At 63.3% G+C, this 15,995-nt stretch carries 18 protein-coding genes and 1 tRNA gene; 8 read left to right on the top strand and 11 right to left on the bottom strand.

The features are described 5' to 3' along the window. Window positions 1–8 precede the first annotated feature (8 nt). From P9217_RS23820 to P9217_RS23805, 4 genes are all read left to right on the top strand, one after another. Window positions 9–980: a beta-ketoacyl-ACP synthase III gene (locus P9217_RS23820; RefSeq protein WP_278088063.1), complete on the top strand. Its 972-nt coding sequence runs from the start codon at window positions 9–11 to the stop codon at window positions 978–980. Window positions 981–1,082: 102 nt separating this feature from the next. Then, entirely contained in the window at window positions 1,083–1,406 is a 324-nt protein-coding gene (locus P9217_RS23815) for an integration host factor subunit alpha (RefSeq protein ID WP_067000778.1), read from the top strand. A gap of 125 nt (window positions 1,407–1,531) precedes the next feature. Then, window positions 1,532–2,071 carry a MerR family transcriptional regulator gene (locus P9217_RS23810; RefSeq protein WP_067000781.1) on the top strand — a complete coding sequence of 180 codons (540 nt, stop codon included), beginning with the start codon at window positions 1,532–1,534 and terminating at the stop codon, window positions 2,069–2,071. A 105-nt stretch (window positions 2,072–2,176) separates the two neighbouring features. After that, window positions 2,177–2,479, top strand: coding sequence for a DUF883 family protein (locus P9217_RS23805; RefSeq protein ID WP_095778647.1), 303 nt, complete (start codon window positions 2,177–2,179; stop codon window positions 2,477–2,479). A gap of 105 nt (window positions 2,480–2,584) precedes the next feature. On the opposite strand, the gene P9217_RS23800 is transcribed toward P9217_RS23805, so the two are convergent. The 3 genes from P9217_RS23800 to P9217_RS23790 form a co-directional block, all read right to left on the bottom strand. Beyond that, window positions 2,585–2,845, bottom strand: coding sequence for a hypothetical protein (locus P9217_RS23800; protein WP_067000787.1), 261 nt, complete (start codon window positions 2,843–2,845; stop codon window positions 2,585–2,587). Window positions 2,846–3,248: 403 nt separating this feature from the next. Beyond that, entirely contained in the window at window positions 3,249–3,440 is a 192-nt protein-coding gene (locus P9217_RS23795) for a hypothetical protein (protein ID WP_082954114.1), read from the bottom strand. Window positions 3,441–3,668: 228 nt separating this feature from the next. Beyond that, window positions 3,669–4,268 (bottom strand): hypothetical protein, encoded by a 600-nt coding sequence (locus tag P9217_RS23790; RefSeq protein ID WP_278088062.1) that lies wholly within the window; start codon window positions 4,266–4,268, stop codon window positions 3,669–3,671. Window positions 4,269–4,571: 303 nt separating this feature from the next. Here P9217_RS23790 and P9217_RS23785 point away from each other — a divergent pair, with 303 nt between their 5' ends. Together P9217_RS23785 and P9217_RS23780 are read left to right on the top strand one after the other, a co-directional pair. Continuing rightward, entirely contained in the window at window positions 4,572–4,838 is a 267-nt protein-coding gene (locus tag P9217_RS23785) for a helix-turn-helix transcriptional regulator (RefSeq protein ID WP_067330074.1), read from the top strand. 176 nt (window positions 4,839–5,014) lie between these two features. After that, on the top strand, window positions 5,015–5,473 hold the full coding sequence (locus tag P9217_RS23780) for a YbaK/EbsC family protein (RefSeq protein ID WP_067330215.1): 459 nt from the start codon (window positions 5,015–5,017) through the stop codon (window positions 5,471–5,473). A 44-nt stretch (window positions 5,474–5,517) separates the two neighbouring features. On the opposite strand, the gene P9217_RS23775 is transcribed toward P9217_RS23780, so the two are convergent. The 5 genes from P9217_RS23775 to P9217_RS23755 all read right to left on the bottom strand — a co-directional run bounded on the left by P9217_RS23775 (window position 5,518) and on the right by P9217_RS23755 (window position 10,336). After that, window positions 5,518–5,594 (bottom strand) — tRNA-Pro (locus tag P9217_RS23775). Window positions 5,595–5,648: 54 nt separating this feature from the next. Then, the gene (locus P9217_RS23770; RefSeq protein WP_127241767.1) at window positions 5,649–6,896 is read right to left on the bottom strand and encodes an O-antigen ligase family protein; all 1,248 of its coding nucleotides are present in this window, start codon (window positions 6,894–6,896) and stop codon (window positions 5,649–5,651) included. A 65-nt stretch (window positions 6,897–6,961) separates the two neighbouring features. After that, a complete protein-coding gene (locus tag P9217_RS23765) occupies window positions 6,962–8,494 on the bottom strand; it encodes an undecaprenyl-phosphate glucose phosphotransferase (RefSeq protein WP_127241765.1) in 1,533 nt (510 codons plus the stop codon). A gap of 139 nt (window positions 8,495–8,633) precedes the next feature. Further along, window positions 8,634–9,764, bottom strand: a complete 1,131-nt coding sequence (locus tag P9217_RS23760) for a glycosyltransferase family 4 protein (RefSeq protein WP_278088061.1) — start codon at window positions 9,762–9,764, stop codon at window positions 8,634–8,636. A gap of 8 nt (window positions 9,765–9,772) precedes the next feature. Beyond that, complete coding sequence (locus P9217_RS23755) at window positions 9,773–10,336, bottom strand: polysaccharide biosynthesis/export family protein (RefSeq protein ID WP_067000804.1); 564 nt, start codon at window positions 10,334–10,336, stop codon at window positions 9,773–9,775. A gap of 263 nt (window positions 10,337–10,599) precedes the next feature. Between P9217_RS23755 and P9217_RS23750 the strand changes: the two genes are divergently transcribed. Continuing rightward, window positions 10,600–12,804, top strand: a complete 2,205-nt coding sequence (locus P9217_RS23750) for an exopolysaccharide transport family protein (protein WP_278088060.1) — start codon at window positions 10,600–10,602, stop codon at window positions 12,802–12,804. A gap of 54 nt (window positions 12,805–12,858) precedes the next feature. On the opposite strand, the gene P9217_RS23745 is transcribed toward P9217_RS23750, so the two are convergent. Further along, entirely contained in the window at window positions 12,859–14,088 is a 1,230-nt protein-coding gene (locus P9217_RS23745) for a GNAT family N-acetyltransferase (RefSeq protein ID WP_278088059.1), read from the bottom strand. A gap of 81 nt (window positions 14,089–14,169) precedes the next feature. On the opposite strand from P9217_RS23745, the gene P9217_RS23740 reads away from it, so the two are divergent. Continuing rightward, window positions 14,170–15,228, top strand: coding sequence for a polysaccharide deacetylase family protein (locus P9217_RS23740; protein ID WP_127246947.1), 1,059 nt, complete (start codon window positions 14,170–14,172; stop codon window positions 15,226–15,228). Here the strand turns inward: P9217_RS23740 and P9217_RS23735 are convergent. Both P9217_RS23735 and P9217_RS23730 read right to left on the bottom strand, forming a co-directional pair. Next, window positions 15,218–15,619: a hypothetical protein gene (locus tag P9217_RS23735; RefSeq protein WP_245466653.1), complete on the bottom strand. Its 402-nt coding sequence runs from the start codon at window positions 15,617–15,619 to the stop codon at window positions 15,218–15,220. The two genes, P9217_RS23740 and P9217_RS23735, sit on opposite strands and share 11 nt — an antisense overlap. 117 nt (window positions 15,620–15,736) lie before the next feature. After that, window positions 15,737–15,952, bottom strand: a complete 216-nt coding sequence (locus P9217_RS23730) for a DUF2842 domain-containing protein (protein ID WP_095801287.1) — start codon at window positions 15,950–15,952, stop codon at window positions 15,737–15,739. Window positions 15,953–15,995 lie beyond the last annotated feature (43 nt).

Genomic DNA, 15,995 nt, shown 5'->3' with positions numbered 1-15,995 from the left:
AACGAACCTTGATCAGATCAGTTGTGCGCGGCAACGGTGCCGCGCTGCCCCGCCGCATCATGAAGAATGCCGATTTCGAAGGCATGGTCGAGACCTCCGACGAGTGGATCGTCCAGCGCACCGGCATTCGCCAGCGCCACGTCGCAGCCGATGACGAGACGACGGCCTCGCTGGGCGAGACGGCGGCGCGCGCCGCGCTCGACAGCGCCGGCCTGACGCCAGCGGATATCGACCTGATCGTGCTGGCGACCTCGACGCCTAATAACACGTTCCCGGCGACGGCTGTCGAAATCCAGAACCGCCTCGGCATGCATCACGGCTTTGCCTTCGACATGCAGGCCGTGTGTTCCGGCTTCGTCTATGCGGTCGCCACCGCCGATCTCTATATCCGCGGCGGGCTGGCAAAACGCGTCCTGGTGATCGGCTCCGAAACCTTCTCGCGCATCCTAGACTGGAGCGACCGCTCGACCTGCGTGCTGTTTGGCGATGGCGCCGGCGCCGTGGTGCTCGAAGCGGCGAAAGGGGCTGGCAACATCGCCGATCGCGGCGTGCTGGCCGCCAGCCTGCGCTCGGATGGCGTCCACAAGGAAAAACTCTTCGTCGACGGCGGCCCGTCCACCACGGGAACGGTCGGCCATCTCAGGATGGAAGGCCGCGAGGTGTTCAAGCACGCGGTCGGCATGATCACCGACGTGATCGAGGCCACTTTCGCCGAGGCCGGCATCACGGCGGAAGACCTCGACTGGTTCGTGCCGCATCAGGCCAATAAACGGATCATTGACGCTTCCGCCAAGAAGCTCGGGATAGCCGAAGAGAAAGTCGTGGTCACCGTCGATTTGCACGGTAATACCTCGGCTGCCTCCGTGCCGCTCGCTTTGTCGGTGGCCGTCGCCGACGGCCGCATCAAGAAGGGCGACCTTGTTCTGCTCGAGGCGATGGGCGGGGGTTTTACCTGGGGCGCGGTGTTGCTGCGCTGGTAAGTGCCGAGCGCGTGGGTTCGGTCCTTGACCTTGCCGGATCAATTACTTACGCTCTGCCGCTGCCTGTATCGATTTATGTTTTTGAGCTGATGGGACGGTCGCATGGGGGGAAAGACACTGACGCGTGCCGACCTAGCCGAAGCCGTTTACCGCAAGGTTGGTTTGTCGCGAACTGAATCGGCCGAGCTGGTCGAGGCCGTCCTGGATGAGATTTGCGAAGCCATCGTTCGCGGCGAGACGGTGAAGCTGTCTTCCTTCGCGACTTTCCATGTCCGCTCCAAGAATGAGCGCATCGGCCGCAATCCCAAAACCGGCGAAGAAGTGCCGATCCTGCCGCGCCGCGTGATGACCTTCAAATCCTCGAACGTGCTGAAGAACCGCATCTTGCGTTCGCACCAGAACAGCAAGGCCAAGGGCGTCAAGTAACCCTCGAATGCCGGTTGAAAACCGCGGCCCCTTTGACGCCGGGCTTGAATATCGCTTCATAAACCGCTGAAATAAGGTGCGATTCGGATCAACTCCGGATTGCGGTCCAGCGTGAGGATTCGCCCATGGACAAGAGCCCCGATGCTTTCCGTACCATCAGCGAGGTTGCGGAAGATCTCGACCTGCCGCAGCACGTGCTGCGTTTCTGGGAAACCCGTTTCAACCAGATCAAGCCGATGAAGCGTGGTGGCGGCCGCCGTTACTACCGGCCGCAGGATGTCGAACTGATCAAGGGCATCCGGCACATGCTTTATGATCAGGGCTATACGATCAAAGGCGTGCAGAAGCTGTTGCGCGAGAACGGCAACCATTTCCTGGTCGCGATCGGCAATGGCGACATGGCAGCCGTCGAGGCGATCGCGCAGCGCCGCCAGGCCGAGCAGGTGCCGCTGACCGCGGCTGCCCAGCCGCGCGGCGACGAGGATGCGCTGGTCGGTCAGCCCAAGGTGAAGCCCAGCCGCCGTTTCTTCGGCCTTGGCAAGGGAGACGACGAAGGTCCCGTGCAGCCGGACTCCTCGAAATTGTCGCGCGACAACCGGGCCTTGCTGCAGGAGGCGCTCTTCGACCTTCTGGAGTGCAAGCGCCTGCTCGACCAGGTGCGTTGAGCTTCGGGTGCCGCTCCCGCGGCTTGGACGGCCGGCGTCCCTGACAGCCGGAACTGCTGTCGCATCCATGCGTTAGCCCTTCTCTGCAAGAGAAGGACATCAGGCATGGCGTGGTTTTCGACCCTTTCCGATCTCGATCTGGACAGGCAGGTCGCGGCGCTCTCGCGTCAACTTGACGATGTCAGGAAAGCCTTGGCCAAACGCGGCGACACCTATTACGAGGACGGCCGCGAGGCGGCGTCCGATTATTATTCGCAGCTCGCCGACCGCTTTCACGAGGCGCTGCCGGCAATCAGGCGCCGGGGCAGGGCGCTCGAGCACACCGCGCGCGAGCATCCGGCCACCGTGGCCGCCGTCGGACTGGTCGTGGTCGGCCTGCTTGCCGGCCTTCTGATCAGCCGGCGCTGACTCCGGGCTGCAAAACAGAAATGGCGACCGTTCGCGCCGGCCGCCATTCCGTCAGCACGAGAGCCCAACCGGATGAAATCGGGATGGAGTGGGCTCCGGCTTCGATCAGTTCGCGAGCTTGATCCGGCTCTTAGGATCGACCTTCATGACCTGGCTGCATTTGCCGTAGACGGTGCCGTTCTTATCGGTGGCGTCGGTGTAGGTGCCCTTACAGTCGAGCTGCAGCACCAGACAGGAGCCCGAGCCTTTGCAGACCGCGCCGCCGTCGCCTGTCGGATGCGTGCCGGCAAAGGCCGGCGCGGAAACCGAGCCGAAAGCCGAGACGACGAAGGCGGCGGCGAGCGAGATACGCTTGAAGTTGGTCATTTGAGCATTTCCTTCCATTGGTTGCTGGGAGCGCTTTCTGGCGTCCCGGTCGGGTTGAGGAACGCCTTCGTGGCGTCCATGACCGCTTGGTGCGGCCTCCAATGGAAAGGTTCATGGCCCGCGCGATTTTTGTCGCCTGGCGAGCATTGCTGTGAAGGTGTCAGGGTTCAGGGATTACCGTAGGTGCCGGATCTGCCAGCAGCGCTAAGCGCTCGTTGGGCAGTGGCGGCTTGATGCGGCAAGAGGTCGGGACCGCTTGACAAGCGATCGAACCCGGCTGCGCTCATCAGGGGACAGCGGGTGCTCGAAGGAGAGGCTTGTCCCACGAAGCGAAAAATTCCGATGGGAAGACTTGCGCGACCATACAATGAAGGCCTGTCTTCCCATCGGCATGTGGGAAGGATCAGGCCTTCTTCTCAACCACCTTCTTATGGTGGTGATGATGGTGGTGGTGGTGATGGTGGTGCCGGCGATGATGCTTGTGGTGGTGGTGCTTTACCACCGGGGCCGCATCGGCGCTGGTCGTGCCGAGGATCGGCATGGTGAATGCCAGGGCCAGAGCCAGCCCGAGCGCGGAGAGGAGGGACTTCTTCATGATTTCGTTTCCTTTTACGCGGGCGTTCCGGAGTTCACCGGACCAAATCGGTGACCCAAGCCCCGCGATCGGCACTATCCTCCTGGATTTTTTCGACACTTTTTCCGGACTGTAGATTTTTGTTTCTGGATTGTTTCTGGCGAACCACCATCGCGCCGCGCGCCCTTGCGGGCGCGCATGGACGGCTCGACATCATGCTTTTCGAGCCTGATGCGTCAGCTGCGCGCCTCACATCGGCGGCGCCACGCCATGATTGCCGACCACCACCCGGCGCGAAACGAGCTTGCCGCCGCTGCCGCGCTCGGCGCTGACGAACACGGTCATGCCTGGCTTGAGATCCGCAGGCGCAGCGGGCGCGAATTTCACGATCGGCGTCGATTGCGGGATGGCGATCTCTTTCTTCTGGCCATTGCTGTAGGTCAGCGTCACGGTCCTGCCGTTGACCTCGGTCACGTCGGCGACAGTGCCGTTGGTCATTCGGCTGTTGGGCTGCAAATCCCAATCGCGGTCGCCTTCTCCGGTTCCCTTTAACGCCGCCGGGAAGATCACGACTTCCAGCGCGCCGCTGCCGCCGTCGGCCTTGGACACCGATGCGATGCCGAGGAAATCGCCCTGTTTGATATCGGCGGCCGACGCCTTGGCGACACCGGAGATCATCCAGTCGGGGGAAAGGGTGATCGTATCGGTCTTGCCGTCGCGGGCTTTCACCTTCAGCGTCGTACCGGCGAGGTCGACCACCGCGCCGCGCAAGCGCACGGTGTCCGCCTGAGCGGCGCCCGCAAAGCCTGAGATCATGCCGAGTACGATAGCGAATAGCTTCAGTTTCATGGAATCCGATCCTCTTCAAAGGGGCTGGCGTCGCCCGCCTTCCGGCAAGCGACGAGAGCTAACGAATCGGAGTGGGCAAAATGCCGGCGGGTGCGGCCTTCGGCGCTTCAAAAGATCTTGATTGGGCTTCGCGCCACCTTACATGTCGGTGGCCTGCGGCCTCGGCTCCCAGCCGATGACCACGGTCACGATGGCGTGACGGCCAAAACGGCCTCTTGGCAAATCATCCGTTAACGGCCATTCTCCCGCCCGTCTCAGGCAACGCCACATTTCATCTGTGTTGTTTCATCCCAAGGAGTTGCCATGCCCAACACCGCAAGAAACGCTGTTTCCAACAACATCATTGCCGCGTCCGGCCTCAATCCGCTGAAAGCCGTCCGCGAAACGAGGGGATATACGATTGAGGAGCTTTCCTTGACCTGCGGCCTGGCCGTGGGCGAGATCGTCGACATCGAGGACGGCAAGGATGCCGACCCCGCCAAGCTCAGGCGTATCGCTTCCGCGCTGCAAGTGCCGGAAGAGGAATTGATCATGATGCCGACCGAAGAGAATCGGCCCACACAGCAATAGAGACGCCGAAGCGTCCGCGAAAAAAGCCCGCCATGGCCCGCCCTGGCGGGCTTTTTGCGCCTTCCACAGATGGTCCCCTGGCCCTTGCCAACTGCCAGCGCGCCATGCGGCAATCCCGGCCGCTGCCACGATTCGGCGGCATCGAGTGGCCAACATGCCTGATTGAGGTTTCGCTCATGAGCTTGGAATCGGTCCGCGCCTTCTTTGCCGAACACGCTCCCGACATCGAGGTGCTGGTCACCGAAGCGAGCTCGGCGACCGTGGCACTGGCGGCCGACGCCCATGGCGTGCTGCCGGCGCAGATCGCCAAGACCATCTGCCTGCGCGTCGGCGAGGAGACCATGCTGGTCGTGACCAGCGGCACTGCCAGGCTCGACAACCGCAAATGCAAGGACACGCTCGGCGGCAAGCCGCGCATGCTCGACGGCGAACAGGTGCTTGCCGCGACCAGCCACCCGCCGGGCGGCGTCTGCCCCTTCGGTCTGCCGACGCCGCTGCCGGTCTTTTGCGATGTGACGCTGCGGGCCTTCGACGAGGTCGTTCCCGCCGCCGGCGCGACGAATGCCGCCGTGCGGATTTCGCCGCAGCGGATGGCCGAACTTGTCGACGCCAAATGGGTCGACGTGTGCCAGTAGGGATTGGAGAGGACTTCTGGGGGACAAGTCTCAGGCTTGAAAAATGGTCGGAGTGGCCGGATTCGAACCGACGACCCCTTGACCCCCAGTCAAGTGCGCTACCGGGCTGCGCTACACTCCGGACCGGGTGGCGATGTATCGTGAGAACCCCGTGCGGGTCAACCGAATTCGGCGGCTATTTCGCCGATGACAGTGCCGCAGCAGGGACGGCGCGCGCCAACCGCAATTCCTTCTGGTGCCGGTATTCCAGCGCGATCGCGCCCCAGATCAGCCCGAGCAGCAGATAGAGATGGCGCCAGTGATCTATGTCGATGAAGGTGCCGAGCCCGATATTGCCGAGATAGGCGACATAGGCGCAAAGCAGATAGGGCTGCCAGGGACGAGCGCGCAGGAGGATGCGGAACCCGGCGCAGATCGTCCACAGGGTCAGCGTCAGGAACGAGACGAAGCCCAGCCAGCCATAGTCCATCAGCGCCTTCAGCCAGATGTCGTGCGTGTCCTCGCCGTAGATCGTGCCGAAGACCAGCGGGCCGATGCCGAACGGGTGTTCCAGTGCCAGCTGGAAGCCGATCGTATAGCGTGCGAAGCGGCCGAGGCGCGCGGTATCGTAGCTTTGCTCGAGATGCGCGCGCTGGGTGAACATGTCCGACACGCCGGGCAGCTGCAGGATGACGAGGATGGCGATGATCAGCAGCGCGAGCGCGGCGATCGTCATCACCACGACCCGCAGGCGGAACATGCCGCTGGCGCTCTGCAGGAAGAGGCAAGCGGTGAGCAGCACCGCCGAAACCGCGAACATGCCCCAGGCGCCGCGCGAGAAGGAGAAGAAGATGCCGGCGGTGATGATCAATAGCGGCACCGCCAGAAGCGGCATGCGCGATACCGGGCCGGTCAAGAGCAGATAAAGCAGGTAGGTGCCGGGCAGCACCAGGAACGGACCGAACACGTTCGGGTCCTGAAAGGCGCCGGCGGCGCGGTCGTATTTGGTGAACATCTCCGCGCCCGGAAAGGCATGGAAATAGCCGGCTATTCCCAGCAGCGAGGTCGCCACAGCCGAGACCACATAGGCGATGAAGATCAGCCGGTAGAGGTCAGGCTGGACCGATGTCACCGAGGCGAAGAAGACCGCGCTGAAGGCGAGAAACAGCGAGACCGCCAGATAGAGCGGCGTGTTGGCGAGGTCCGCCATCTGCGTCATCGCGATCATGCCGCCGATGTTCATCGCCACCAACAGCACCAGCAGCGGCAATATCGCTCGCGATATTCTGAGGCCGAACAGCGCCCAGACGGCGATCAGCCCGGCCATGTAGAGCTCGTAGGGTGCCGGCTCGCTGATGACGAAGCCGGAAAGCAGGATGCCGACGACGATAGCGGCCGACGAGATCAGCGCGATCAGCTTTGCGTTGACCGCCTGTGGCGGCAACTGGTTGACCGCCTGCGGCGGCAACTGGTTGACCGCGACCGCCGGCAACTGATGCGCGAGCGCGCTCAATAGGCGTTTTCCGTGTTGAGCAGGCGGACGGGCGTCAGGAACAGGATGCGCAGGTCGAACAGCATCGACCAGTTCTCGATGTAGTAGAGATCGTATTCGGTGCGCATGCGGATCTTTTCATTGGTGTCCATCTCGCCGCGCCAGCCGTTGATCTGCGCCCAGCCGGTGACACCCGGCTTGACCTTGTGGCGGGCGAAATAGCCGTCGACCACCTCGTTATAGAGCAGGTTGTGCGATTGGGCGGCGATCGCATGCGGGCGCGGCCCGACCAGCGACAGCGAGCCGAACAGCGAGTTGAAGAACTGCGGCAGCTCGTCGATCGAGGTCTTGCGGATGAAGCGGCCGACGCGGGTGACGCGCGGGTCGTTCTTGGTCACCGTCTGCTTGGCGGTCGGGTCCGACCTGTCGATATACATCGACCGGAACTTGTAGACCTCGATGACCTCGTTGTTGAAGCCGTGGCGCTTCTGCTTGAACAGCACCGGCCCCTTGCTGTCGAGCTTGATGGCGATCGCGGTGGCGAGCATCACCGGCGAGAATACGATGATGCCGACAAGCGAGAAGATGATGTCGAAGCTGCGCTTGGCGACCGAGTCCCAGTCGTTGATCGGCTTGTCGAAAATGTCGAGCATCGGCACCGAGCCGATGTAGGAATAGGCGCGCGGGCGGAACTGCAGCGCGTTGGAATGCGCCGAGAGCCGGATGTCGACCGGCAGAACCCAGAGCTTCTTCAAAAGCTGCAGCACGCGCGATTCCGCCGTCAGAGGCAGAGACACGATCAGCATGTCGATGCGGGCGATGCGGGCGAACTCGATCAGCTCGGAAATGGTGCCGAGCTTCGGGTAGCCGGCGACGATCGGCGGCGAGCGCTTGTCGCCGCGATCGTCGAAGATGCCGCAGATGCGAATGTCATTGTACGGCTGCTTCTCGACCGAGCGGATCAGCATTTCGGCCGACTTGCCGCCGCCGACGATGAGCGCGCGGCGCTCCATGCGCCCGTCGCGCGCCCAGCGCCTAATCAGCCTGGACATCACCAGTCTGAGCCCGAAGATCAGCACGAAGCCGACCACGAACCAGCTGCCGAACAGGAGGCGCGAATAGTCCTCCGAGGCCTTCATGGCGAAGGCCGTGAGAGCCATCAGCGCGAAGGTGCCGGCCCAGACGAGGAGCACGCGGCCGAAATTGGCGAGGGGGCGCATCAGCGCCGCGATCTGGTAGCTGTCGCTGACGTCAAGCAGCACCACCGCCAGGAACGAAGCTGCCGCGATCGTCAGCGGATATTGCCAGGCGAGATAGTTGAAGAAGCCGACATAGTAGAAATAGAGGCAGATGCCTGACACGAAGAGCACGGCGAATTCGACCATGCGCAGCACGCCGCTGACCATGATCGGCGACATCGTATCGCGCCGGTACTGCGAGGCGACCTGTCGCGCCACGTCATTGATGCCGGGCACTTGAGCTTCGGCAGGGCCGTCGAATTTGCGCACCGCCTCCATCGAAAAGCGGTGCGCGGGGTCGATCTCGTTCATGGGGATTGTCCGCGAGCTTCGCGCGAGTGAATAGGAAAAGAGAACTAAGAAAGCCTTGAAACAACAGGTGGCTTTGAATGCGTGTTGTTGCTTGCGACGACTGCCGGTTTTTTCACGCCTATAGCTAGATTAGTAAATTCTAAATCTTTAACGCCGCGAAGTAAGCCTTCTCGATCTCGGCCGCCATCACGTCGGCCCCGAATCGCGCCTTCAACTCGGGGTTCTGCGGCATCAGCTTGCGGTAGGCGCCGCGATCGTCGAGAGCCGTTCTGAGCCTGTCGGCAAGTTGGCGGGCATCGGGTCGGATCAGGGCAGGGGAGTCTTCGCCGAAGATCTCGGGAATGCCGCCCACGGCGGTGGCAATCATCGGCATGCCGGCTGCCAGCGCCTCGAGCACGATATAGGGCATTGCTTCCGCGCGGGACGGGACGACGATCAACTCGGCCAGGGCGAAGGCTTCTCTGGCCGGCATCGGCGGCAGGAAGCGGACGTGGCCCTTCAGTCCGAGTCGCTCCACCTGAGCGTGGTAGCGTGGCAGGTCGTCGCCGGCGCCGACCATCACCGCGCTTAGCCGGCGTCCGAGCTCCCTGCCGGCGCGCGCCAGCGCATCGATGAAGATGTCCGGGCCTTTGAGATCGCGCATCATGCCGATGTATATGAGATCGGCGGCATCGGCCGCCGGCGCCACCGGTTCGAACTCGACGGCCCGCAGGCCGTTATAGACCAGCCTGTTGGGGATGGGCGGCTCGCCGACCTTCCGTCGATAAGTTGTCCGCTCATAATCGGAAACGAACAGAAGGCAGTCGCTGAAGCGGGCCATGAAACGCTCCAGCGCGAAGAACAGCTTTCCGGTGGCCGTCGTTTCGTCATAGTGCAGCGAGCCGCCATGCGGCGAATAAAGGCGGGCCACGCGAGACCTTGAAACCCGCAACAGTGAGCCGAACAGACGGGCATAGGCGCCACCCTTGGCGCCATGCCCGTGCAGCACGTCCGGCCGCAATTCCTTGATGATTTGATAGGTGCGCCAGGCCGCGGCGATGTCGCCCGGTCCGATATGGCGCTGCATCGGCGTGCGATGGATGCCGAGCGCCAGGCGCTCCTTCATCGCTCCGAACAGCCGCTCCTCATAGTCCCCGCCCGTGGTCGAATCGCAGACGATGCCCACGGAATGGCCGGCGGCGACCTGCGCCTCGGTCAGGTCGCGCACATGCCGGAAGATTCCCCCGACAGGTGAGCGGAAGCAGTGGACGATCCGAAGGTGAGCCGCCACGTTGATTTTCAGAACAGGCGTTCGCGGACGTAGACGGTGTCGCCGGGCAGGAGCGGATCGGATGTCTGCACCCTGCCGGTCATCACCTTGCCGTTGATATCGCGGGTGATGTCGACGCTTTCCTGGTTGGCGCGCGGCGTGAAGCCGCCGGCGATCGCGATCGCCTTCTGCACCGTCAATCCGGGCACATAGGAATATTGCCCTGCGGCGCCGACTTCCCCCATCACGAAGATCGGCCGGTAGCGGTCGATCTCGACCGAGACGTCGGGATCGCGCAGATATCCCTGGCGCAATTTATCGGCGATTTCCTTTTCGAGCTGCTGGGCGGTGTGGCCGCGCGCCGGCACGGCGCCGACGAGCGGGAAGGAGATGTAGCCGGATTGGTCGACGCTGTAGGTGTTGGTCAGCCCGTCCTGCTCGAACACCGTGACGCGGATGCGGTCGCCGGCGCCGAGTCTGTATGGCTGGTCGAGCACTTCATGAAAGGCGGCGGGCGCCGGCCGGTAGCTGGAACAGCCGGTAAGCAGCGACAAGGCGAGCATGGCGCGAAAGAGATGAGCAGTGCTTTTCATGATCGGACACGAACCTTCGTCGCTCTCGCCACCGGTGAGGCGGCCAACCCCAGGAAGTGCGCCCGTTATCATCCTGTTAGGGTTAATGGTCGGTAAAGGATGGGCCTTAGACTCATCGGCTGCTGGCAAAAAAGCCAATTGTTCTATTGCTTTCGCAGGACGTTCTTTGAGTGCGTTCTAATAAGTACGCATCCTGATCTTAACGGCTGAGTTACCATAGTTGTTTACGGTCCATCCTCGACTCAAAGTTCGGAGCAGGATGCATGTCCGTTCAGTCCGCGGCCGCAGATGTCGATGTCGACCTGAGACAGCTCTTCGCCAGCCTGGCGAGGAATTGGCTGCGCATTGTTCTCATCACGCTTGTCGTGACCGGGCTGGCGTTTGCCTTCGCCTGGCTGGCCACGCCGCAATATAAGGCAGTGGCCAAGCTGGAGATCGGGCCGCGCGAATCGATCTTCACGCGGCCGGCCGGCACAACCAACGACGACAAGCCGGCAACCGACGAGGAGGCGGTGGCCACCGAGGTCCAGATCATATCCTCGCCCGATATCCTCAAGAAGGTTGCCTCGGACCTCAACCTGGAAAAACTGCCGGAATTCGACGAAGCGCTGAAGATGTCGGCGCTCAGTCGCGCGCTTGTGCTTGTCGGCCTGAAGAGCGATCCCTTCGACATCCCGCCGGAAGAGCGCGTGCTCAAGGCAATGCACGATAAGCTCAACGTCTACGGCGTTGAAAAATCCCGCGTAATTGCCGTTGAGTTCTCCTCGAACGATCCAAAGCTCGCCGCCCAGGTCGCGGACGCCATTGCGCAGGCCTACCTTGCCTCAAAAGGCAGTGCGAAGATGGAATCGAACACCGCCGCCACAGGCTTCCTCGGCCCGGAAATCACCGATCTGCAGAACCGGGTGAAGGATGCCGAAGCCAAGGTTGCCGCCTATCGCGCGCAATCCGACCTGTTGATGGGCGGCAACAATTCGGTGCTCGCGACGCAGCAGCTCTCGGAACTGTCGAGCGAGCTTTCCCGGGTGCGCGCCAATCGCGCCGCCGCAGAGGCGACCGCCGACAGCGTGCGCAAGGCGCTGCAGAATGGCGGCACGCTCGACAGCGTGCCGGAAGTTCTGTCTTCCGAGCTGATCCAGCGCCTGCTCGAGCGGCAGGTAGAGCTCAGGACCAATATTGCCGATCTGTCGACGACGCTGCTCGACAACCATCCTCGCATCCGGGCGCTGAAGTCGCAGCTTGCCGATCTCAACGGCCAGATCCGCAACGAGGCGCAGAAGATCCTCAAGGGATTGGCGACTCAGGCACAGACCGCCAAGGCTCGCGAGGACCAGCTGGTCCAGGAGGTCAACACGCTGAAAGCCGCTTCGGCCCGCGCCGGCGAGCAGCAGGTGGAGCTCGATGCGCTGCAGCGCGACGCCAATGCCCAGCGCCAGCAGCTCGAATCCTATATGGCAAGCTACCGCGAGGCGGCCTCGCGCGCGGACCGCAACTATCTGCCGGTCGACGCCCGTCTGCTTTCGAAAGCACAGGTGCCGACCGAACCGTATTTCCCGAAGATCGGCCCGATCACTGGTGCTGCCGCCGCCGCGTCGCTGCTGCTGATGGCGATCAGCACGCTTCTGAGGGAATTGTTCTCCGGCCGTGCCATGCGTCCGGCCGCCGGAGCCCGATTCGAGCCGATCGAACAGGTGGCGATGCCGGTGGCGCGCACCGAACCGGCGCTCGCCGATGCCGAGGATGAAGCTAGCGACGATTCGGTCGCTGACGAGCGGATCGGGCAGGGCACCGTCATGGAGGCAGCGCCTGCCGAGCCGGTAGATCCACCAGACCCGGCACAGCCCGAAGCGCGCCGGTCATGGCAGCCGAGACTTGGCGAGATCGATGTCGAGAAGGCGGCGGAAAAGCTGATTGCCTCGGGTGCCGCGCGCGCCATCTTTGTCTCCCCGGAAGGTGACGAGGCCGCCGCCACCGCCGTGCTGGTGGCGCGCGAAGTGTCGGATGCGGGCCTGCGGGTGCTCCTGCTCGATCTCACCGCCTCGGGCGCCGCCTCGCGCCCGATGCTGGACAGCGGACTGCTTCCCGGCATCACCAATCTGCTGGCCTCCGAGGCGCAGTTCAGCGACGTCATCCATCCCGATCTCTATTCGGACGCGCATGTGATTCCGGTCGGTACCGCCGATCCTATCCGCGCCATGCGCGCCGCCGACCGGCTGCCGATCATCATGCAGTCGCTGACCACGGCTTACGACCTCGTCGTCGTCGAATGCGGCCCTGCCGACGCACAAGGCATCGGCCGCCTGGTTGGCGATGGCACGGAAGTCTTCCTGTCGATGCTCGAAGCCGATGACGAGGTCACGCAGGCGGCGGTCAAGCTGATCGAGAATGGTTATCCGGACGTCACGCTGGTCACGCCGGTTGGCTATGAACCGGGAGATCCGTTGCCCGGACGCCGGTCGGCGGCCTGAGCAGATATCGCCCGCGAAGTGCTCGGATTTGAGTCTCGGGCGGACGGACGACGGTCAGGCGTCGTCCTCGGCAACAATAGGGGTGGCCTGTCCGGCAGCCTTCCGGCGCAAGCTCTTGGTCAGTTTCCACACCGTCGGACTGTTCTTGATGAGGGCCTTCGCCCGCGCGCCTTGCCGCAACCCTGTGGCTAGCACGCGACCTTTCAGCGTCAGCGGCATCAGCACCTCGAAATGCTGGACCTCGATGTCGCACCAGAGCCGCTTGTAGGGCTCGTCGCCGACCGAGAAATCATAGAGGTCGAAGCCTTGCTCGCAGGCTTCCTGGATGTTGTCGAAGAACAGGAAGTCGCCGGGGCTGGTGAAGGCGAGATCATCCTCGGCGATCGCGCCGAACTCGCAGATCAGGCGCTTGCCTGAGCGGCTGGAGCCGGTAACGGCGCGAAGTTTTCCCGCTACCTCCAGCCCGTGCAGCAGGAAGGATGGCTCCTGCTCGGCAAGCGCATCGGCAAACAGCGCCCGGAAGAAGGCGCGCACGCCTTCATCGCCGAACACGTTGGCGATGCCCATCTTGGCGAAGCGCGCCTGCTTCATGTCGAAGAAAGCGTCGAGCAACCTGTCGACCTCCTTGCGGCTTCGCCCCTCGATACGGCGGAAGCTGCCGACGGCCTCGAACTTGCGCGTCTGCGAGCGGTGCTTCTTGCGCTTCCGCTTGCCGCTCGCGCGGCTGAGCAGCGCCTCGAAGCCGCCATCGAGGTCGACGGCCAGCGCAAGGTTAGGGCTCGCAAAATTGGGCAACGCGGCGAGCGGGTTGGCGGTGCCGTCGAGATCGGGCAGCAGCCGCTCCAGCGAAACGAGGTCGATGTCGGGCCGTGCCGTGGCGATCGACGAGAGCAGGGAGCGGATCGCAGGACCGTTTACAGCAGGCAAAAGCCGCGGGTCGGTTGCGGGGAAATTGCCGTTGGCATGACGTCCGCCGGCGAGACGAGCGACGCGGAACGGGCCGTTTCGGACCACTTCCAGCGCCAGCGAAAGAGCCGGTCGACCCTCGATGCTTAGCGTGGCGACCGCCATATCGGCTTTGGTCTTGGCCGCCCAGTTGCTCGCCCAGGACGCGCTCTGCGCCGGAGCAAACAGCGCCGAAGCGCAGAATTCTGCATAGCCCGCAAGACCCGTGCCATCGGTCACCGCCGCCGTCAGTCTGCCTCGGCTCGAGGCAGGCGCACGCGCCGGCGCTTCGTTGGCAGCGACGCGATTGCCGTCAAATGACGCGGCGGCGTCAACCATCCCTCAATCCTTAAGACGTATTGGTTGCAACCTGGGGTTCGCGTAGGTCCTTGGATGAGCCTAGGCGCAAAAGGTGAAGGAATGATCGACGGGGCCGAGGCAATCCGGAAGCTGGCGTTGAACGTTGCCCGCTACACCGGTCTCGCTCCGCTGGCGAGGCCGTTTGTCGGCGGCATCGGTGCCATCTTGATGTTGCATCGCGTGACCGCGGCGCCCGAGAAGCCGAACAGCGTCAATCGACATCTGAACATCGCCCCTGCCTTCCTCGACAAGGTGATCGCCGACATGAAGGAAAGGGGCTATGCCTTTGTTGCCCTTGATGAAGCGATCGAACGCATCGGGGCGGGCGGCAAACACGGCCAGTTCGCCACCATCACCGCCGACGATGCCTATCGCGATAACATGACGGAGGCGCTGCCGGTATTGGAGAAGCACGGTGCGCCGATCACCATCTATGTCGCGCCCGGCCTGATCGACGGTGCCGTCGACCTGTGGTGGGAAGTCATCGAGGATATCGTCGACACCGGCTCGCACCTGACGCTGAAGACTGCGAGAGGATCGACGGTCGTCGATTGCTCGACACCCGGCCGAAAGATCCAGACCATTGCAAGGCTGAACGCATGGTTGACCCTAGAGGTCCCCGAGGAAGAACAGGGCGCCGCGCTGCGTGAACTGGCGCGCTCAAACGGCATCGAGCTCGGCACCGGCCGCCCCGGCACCCTGATGAGCTGGGATGAGATTCGCAGGGTGGCCGCCCATCCGCTGGTGACGATCGGCGCGCACACCATCAACCACCGCAACCTCAAGCGGTTGTCCGAGGCGGAAGCGCGTCACGAGATCGGCGACGTCCGCCGTATTCTCATGGAACGGCTGGGCGCAGAGCCGCGCCACTTCGCTTACCCCTACGGTTATCCCAGCGCGGTTGGCTGCCGCGAGGTCGGCTTCGCTCGTGATGCCGGCTATGTCTCGGCGGTGACAACCCGGCATGCCGTCCTGAGAGCCGAGCATGCCGGCTTCCTGCATGCGCTGCCGCGCATTTCCGTCAACGGCCGCTACCAGAGCGTCGCCCACATCCGCACGATGCTGTCGGGTGTGACCACGCCGCTTGCCAACGCCGGCAAGATGGTCGTCACCATTTAGCCCGAAGAGGCGTCAGCATCTGTGGAAATAGCGGTAGGTGTCCGGCGCGTTCATCCATTTGAGCTGTGACGCAAGCCCGCCATGCGCGTTGATCCAGCCTCTGATGTCGGCAGTAGGCATTCCACAAGACGGCGGTCATGTCGGTGCGGTGCGCCAGATGGAAGCCGAAGCTTGCCCCAGGCATCACGCAGATGCGGCTGCCGGGAATATAGCCGAGCAGCACCGTGCAGGCCGACTGGCATTTGCCGACGATGCGGACATTGACGCCGCGCGCGGCGAGCCCCTTCCAGCGCTGGCTGTACGCGGCGACGCTGCCGCCATGATCGTCCGACACGTTGATGGTTTCGGCGGCTGCCATCGAGGCCGCCATGCAGGCGATGATCAGGATCAATCCCGCGAACGAGGCTTTTGGCATGGCGCAAGCCCTCCCTGCCATGCGGTCAAGCCAGGCAAGTTAGTCCCAATGCGCAATCACGTATGAATCACGTTAGCGTTGGCGCGGCCGCGCTCAGCCCTTCTGAGGCGGCTCCATGATCAGCCATTTGATGATGCCCATCGCCGGCAGCACCCAGAGCAGGCCGCTGAGCAGGAAGAACAGGAAATGCGCCAAGGAGCCGTATTCGGCGAGCCTTGTGACCGCGATGGCCGAGGCGATCAGCGCGTAGATGACGACGAGCGCCACCAGCAGAATGGTTCCGATCAGCTTTTTCAGGCGAATGGGCATGTCGCGGTCCCGTTGACCCGCCTCGCTTAGGCCGATTGGGGAG

Origin of the sequence: Mesorhizobium sp. WSM4989, assembly GCF_029625795.1 — a bacterium.
Lineage (GTDB): Bacteria > Pseudomonadota > Alphaproteobacteria > Rhizobiales > Rhizobiaceae > Mesorhizobium.
Note: the sequence above shows the minus strand (reverse complement) of the source record. Positions and strands in the feature narration are given on the sequence as shown.

Coding starts and splice junctions, on each gene's coding strand:
- P9217_RS23815 (WP_067000778.1), top strand. CDS start 1,083: ATGGGGGGAAAGACACTGACGCGTGCCGACCTAGCCGAAGCCGTTTAC.
- P9217_RS23810 (WP_067000781.1), top strand. CDS start 1,532: ATGGACAAGAGCCCCGATGCTTTCCGTACCATCAGCGAGGTTGCGGAA.
- P9217_RS23805 (WP_095778647.1), top strand. CDS start 2,177: ATGGCGTGGTTTTCGACCCTTTCCGATCTCGATCTGGACAGGCAGGTC.
- P9217_RS23800 (WP_067000787.1), bottom strand. CDS start 2,845: ATGACCAACTTCAAGCGTATCTCGCTCGCCGCCGCCTTCGTCGTCTCG.
- P9217_RS23795 (WP_082954114.1), bottom strand. CDS start 3,440: ATGAAGAAGTCCCTCCTCTCCGCGCTCGGGCTGGCTCTGGCCCTGGCA.
- P9217_RS23790 (WP_278088062.1), bottom strand. CDS start 4,268: ATGAAACTGAAGCTATTCGCTATCGTACTCGGCATGATCTCAGGCTTT.
- P9217_RS23785 (WP_067330074.1), top strand. CDS start 4,572: ATGCCCAACACCGCAAGAAACGCTGTTTCCAACAACATCATTGCCGCG.
- P9217_RS23780 (WP_067330215.1), top strand. CDS start 5,015: ATGAGCTTGGAATCGGTCCGCGCCTTCTTTGCCGAACACGCTCCCGAC.
- P9217_RS23765 (WP_127241765.1), bottom strand. CDS start 8,494: ATGAACGAGATCGACCCCGCGCACCGCTTTTCGATGGAGGCGGTGCGC.
- P9217_RS23755 (WP_067000804.1), bottom strand. CDS start 10,336: ATGAAAAGCACTGCTCATCTCTTTCGCGCCATGCTCGCCTTGTCGCTG.
- P9217_RS23750 (WP_278088060.1), top strand. CDS start 10,600: ATGTCCGTTCAGTCCGCGGCCGCAGATGTCGATGTCGACCTGAGACAG.
- P9217_RS23745 (WP_278088059.1), bottom strand. CDS start 14,088: ATGGTTGACGCCGCCGCGTCATTTGACGGCAATCGCGTCGCTGCCAAC.
- P9217_RS23740 (WP_127246947.1), top strand. CDS start 14,170: ATGATCGACGGGGCCGAGGCAATCCGGAAGCTGGCGTTGAACGTTGCC.
- P9217_RS23730 (WP_095801287.1), bottom strand. CDS start 15,952: ATGCCCATTCGCCTGAAAAAGCTGATCGGAACCATTCTGCTGGTGGCG.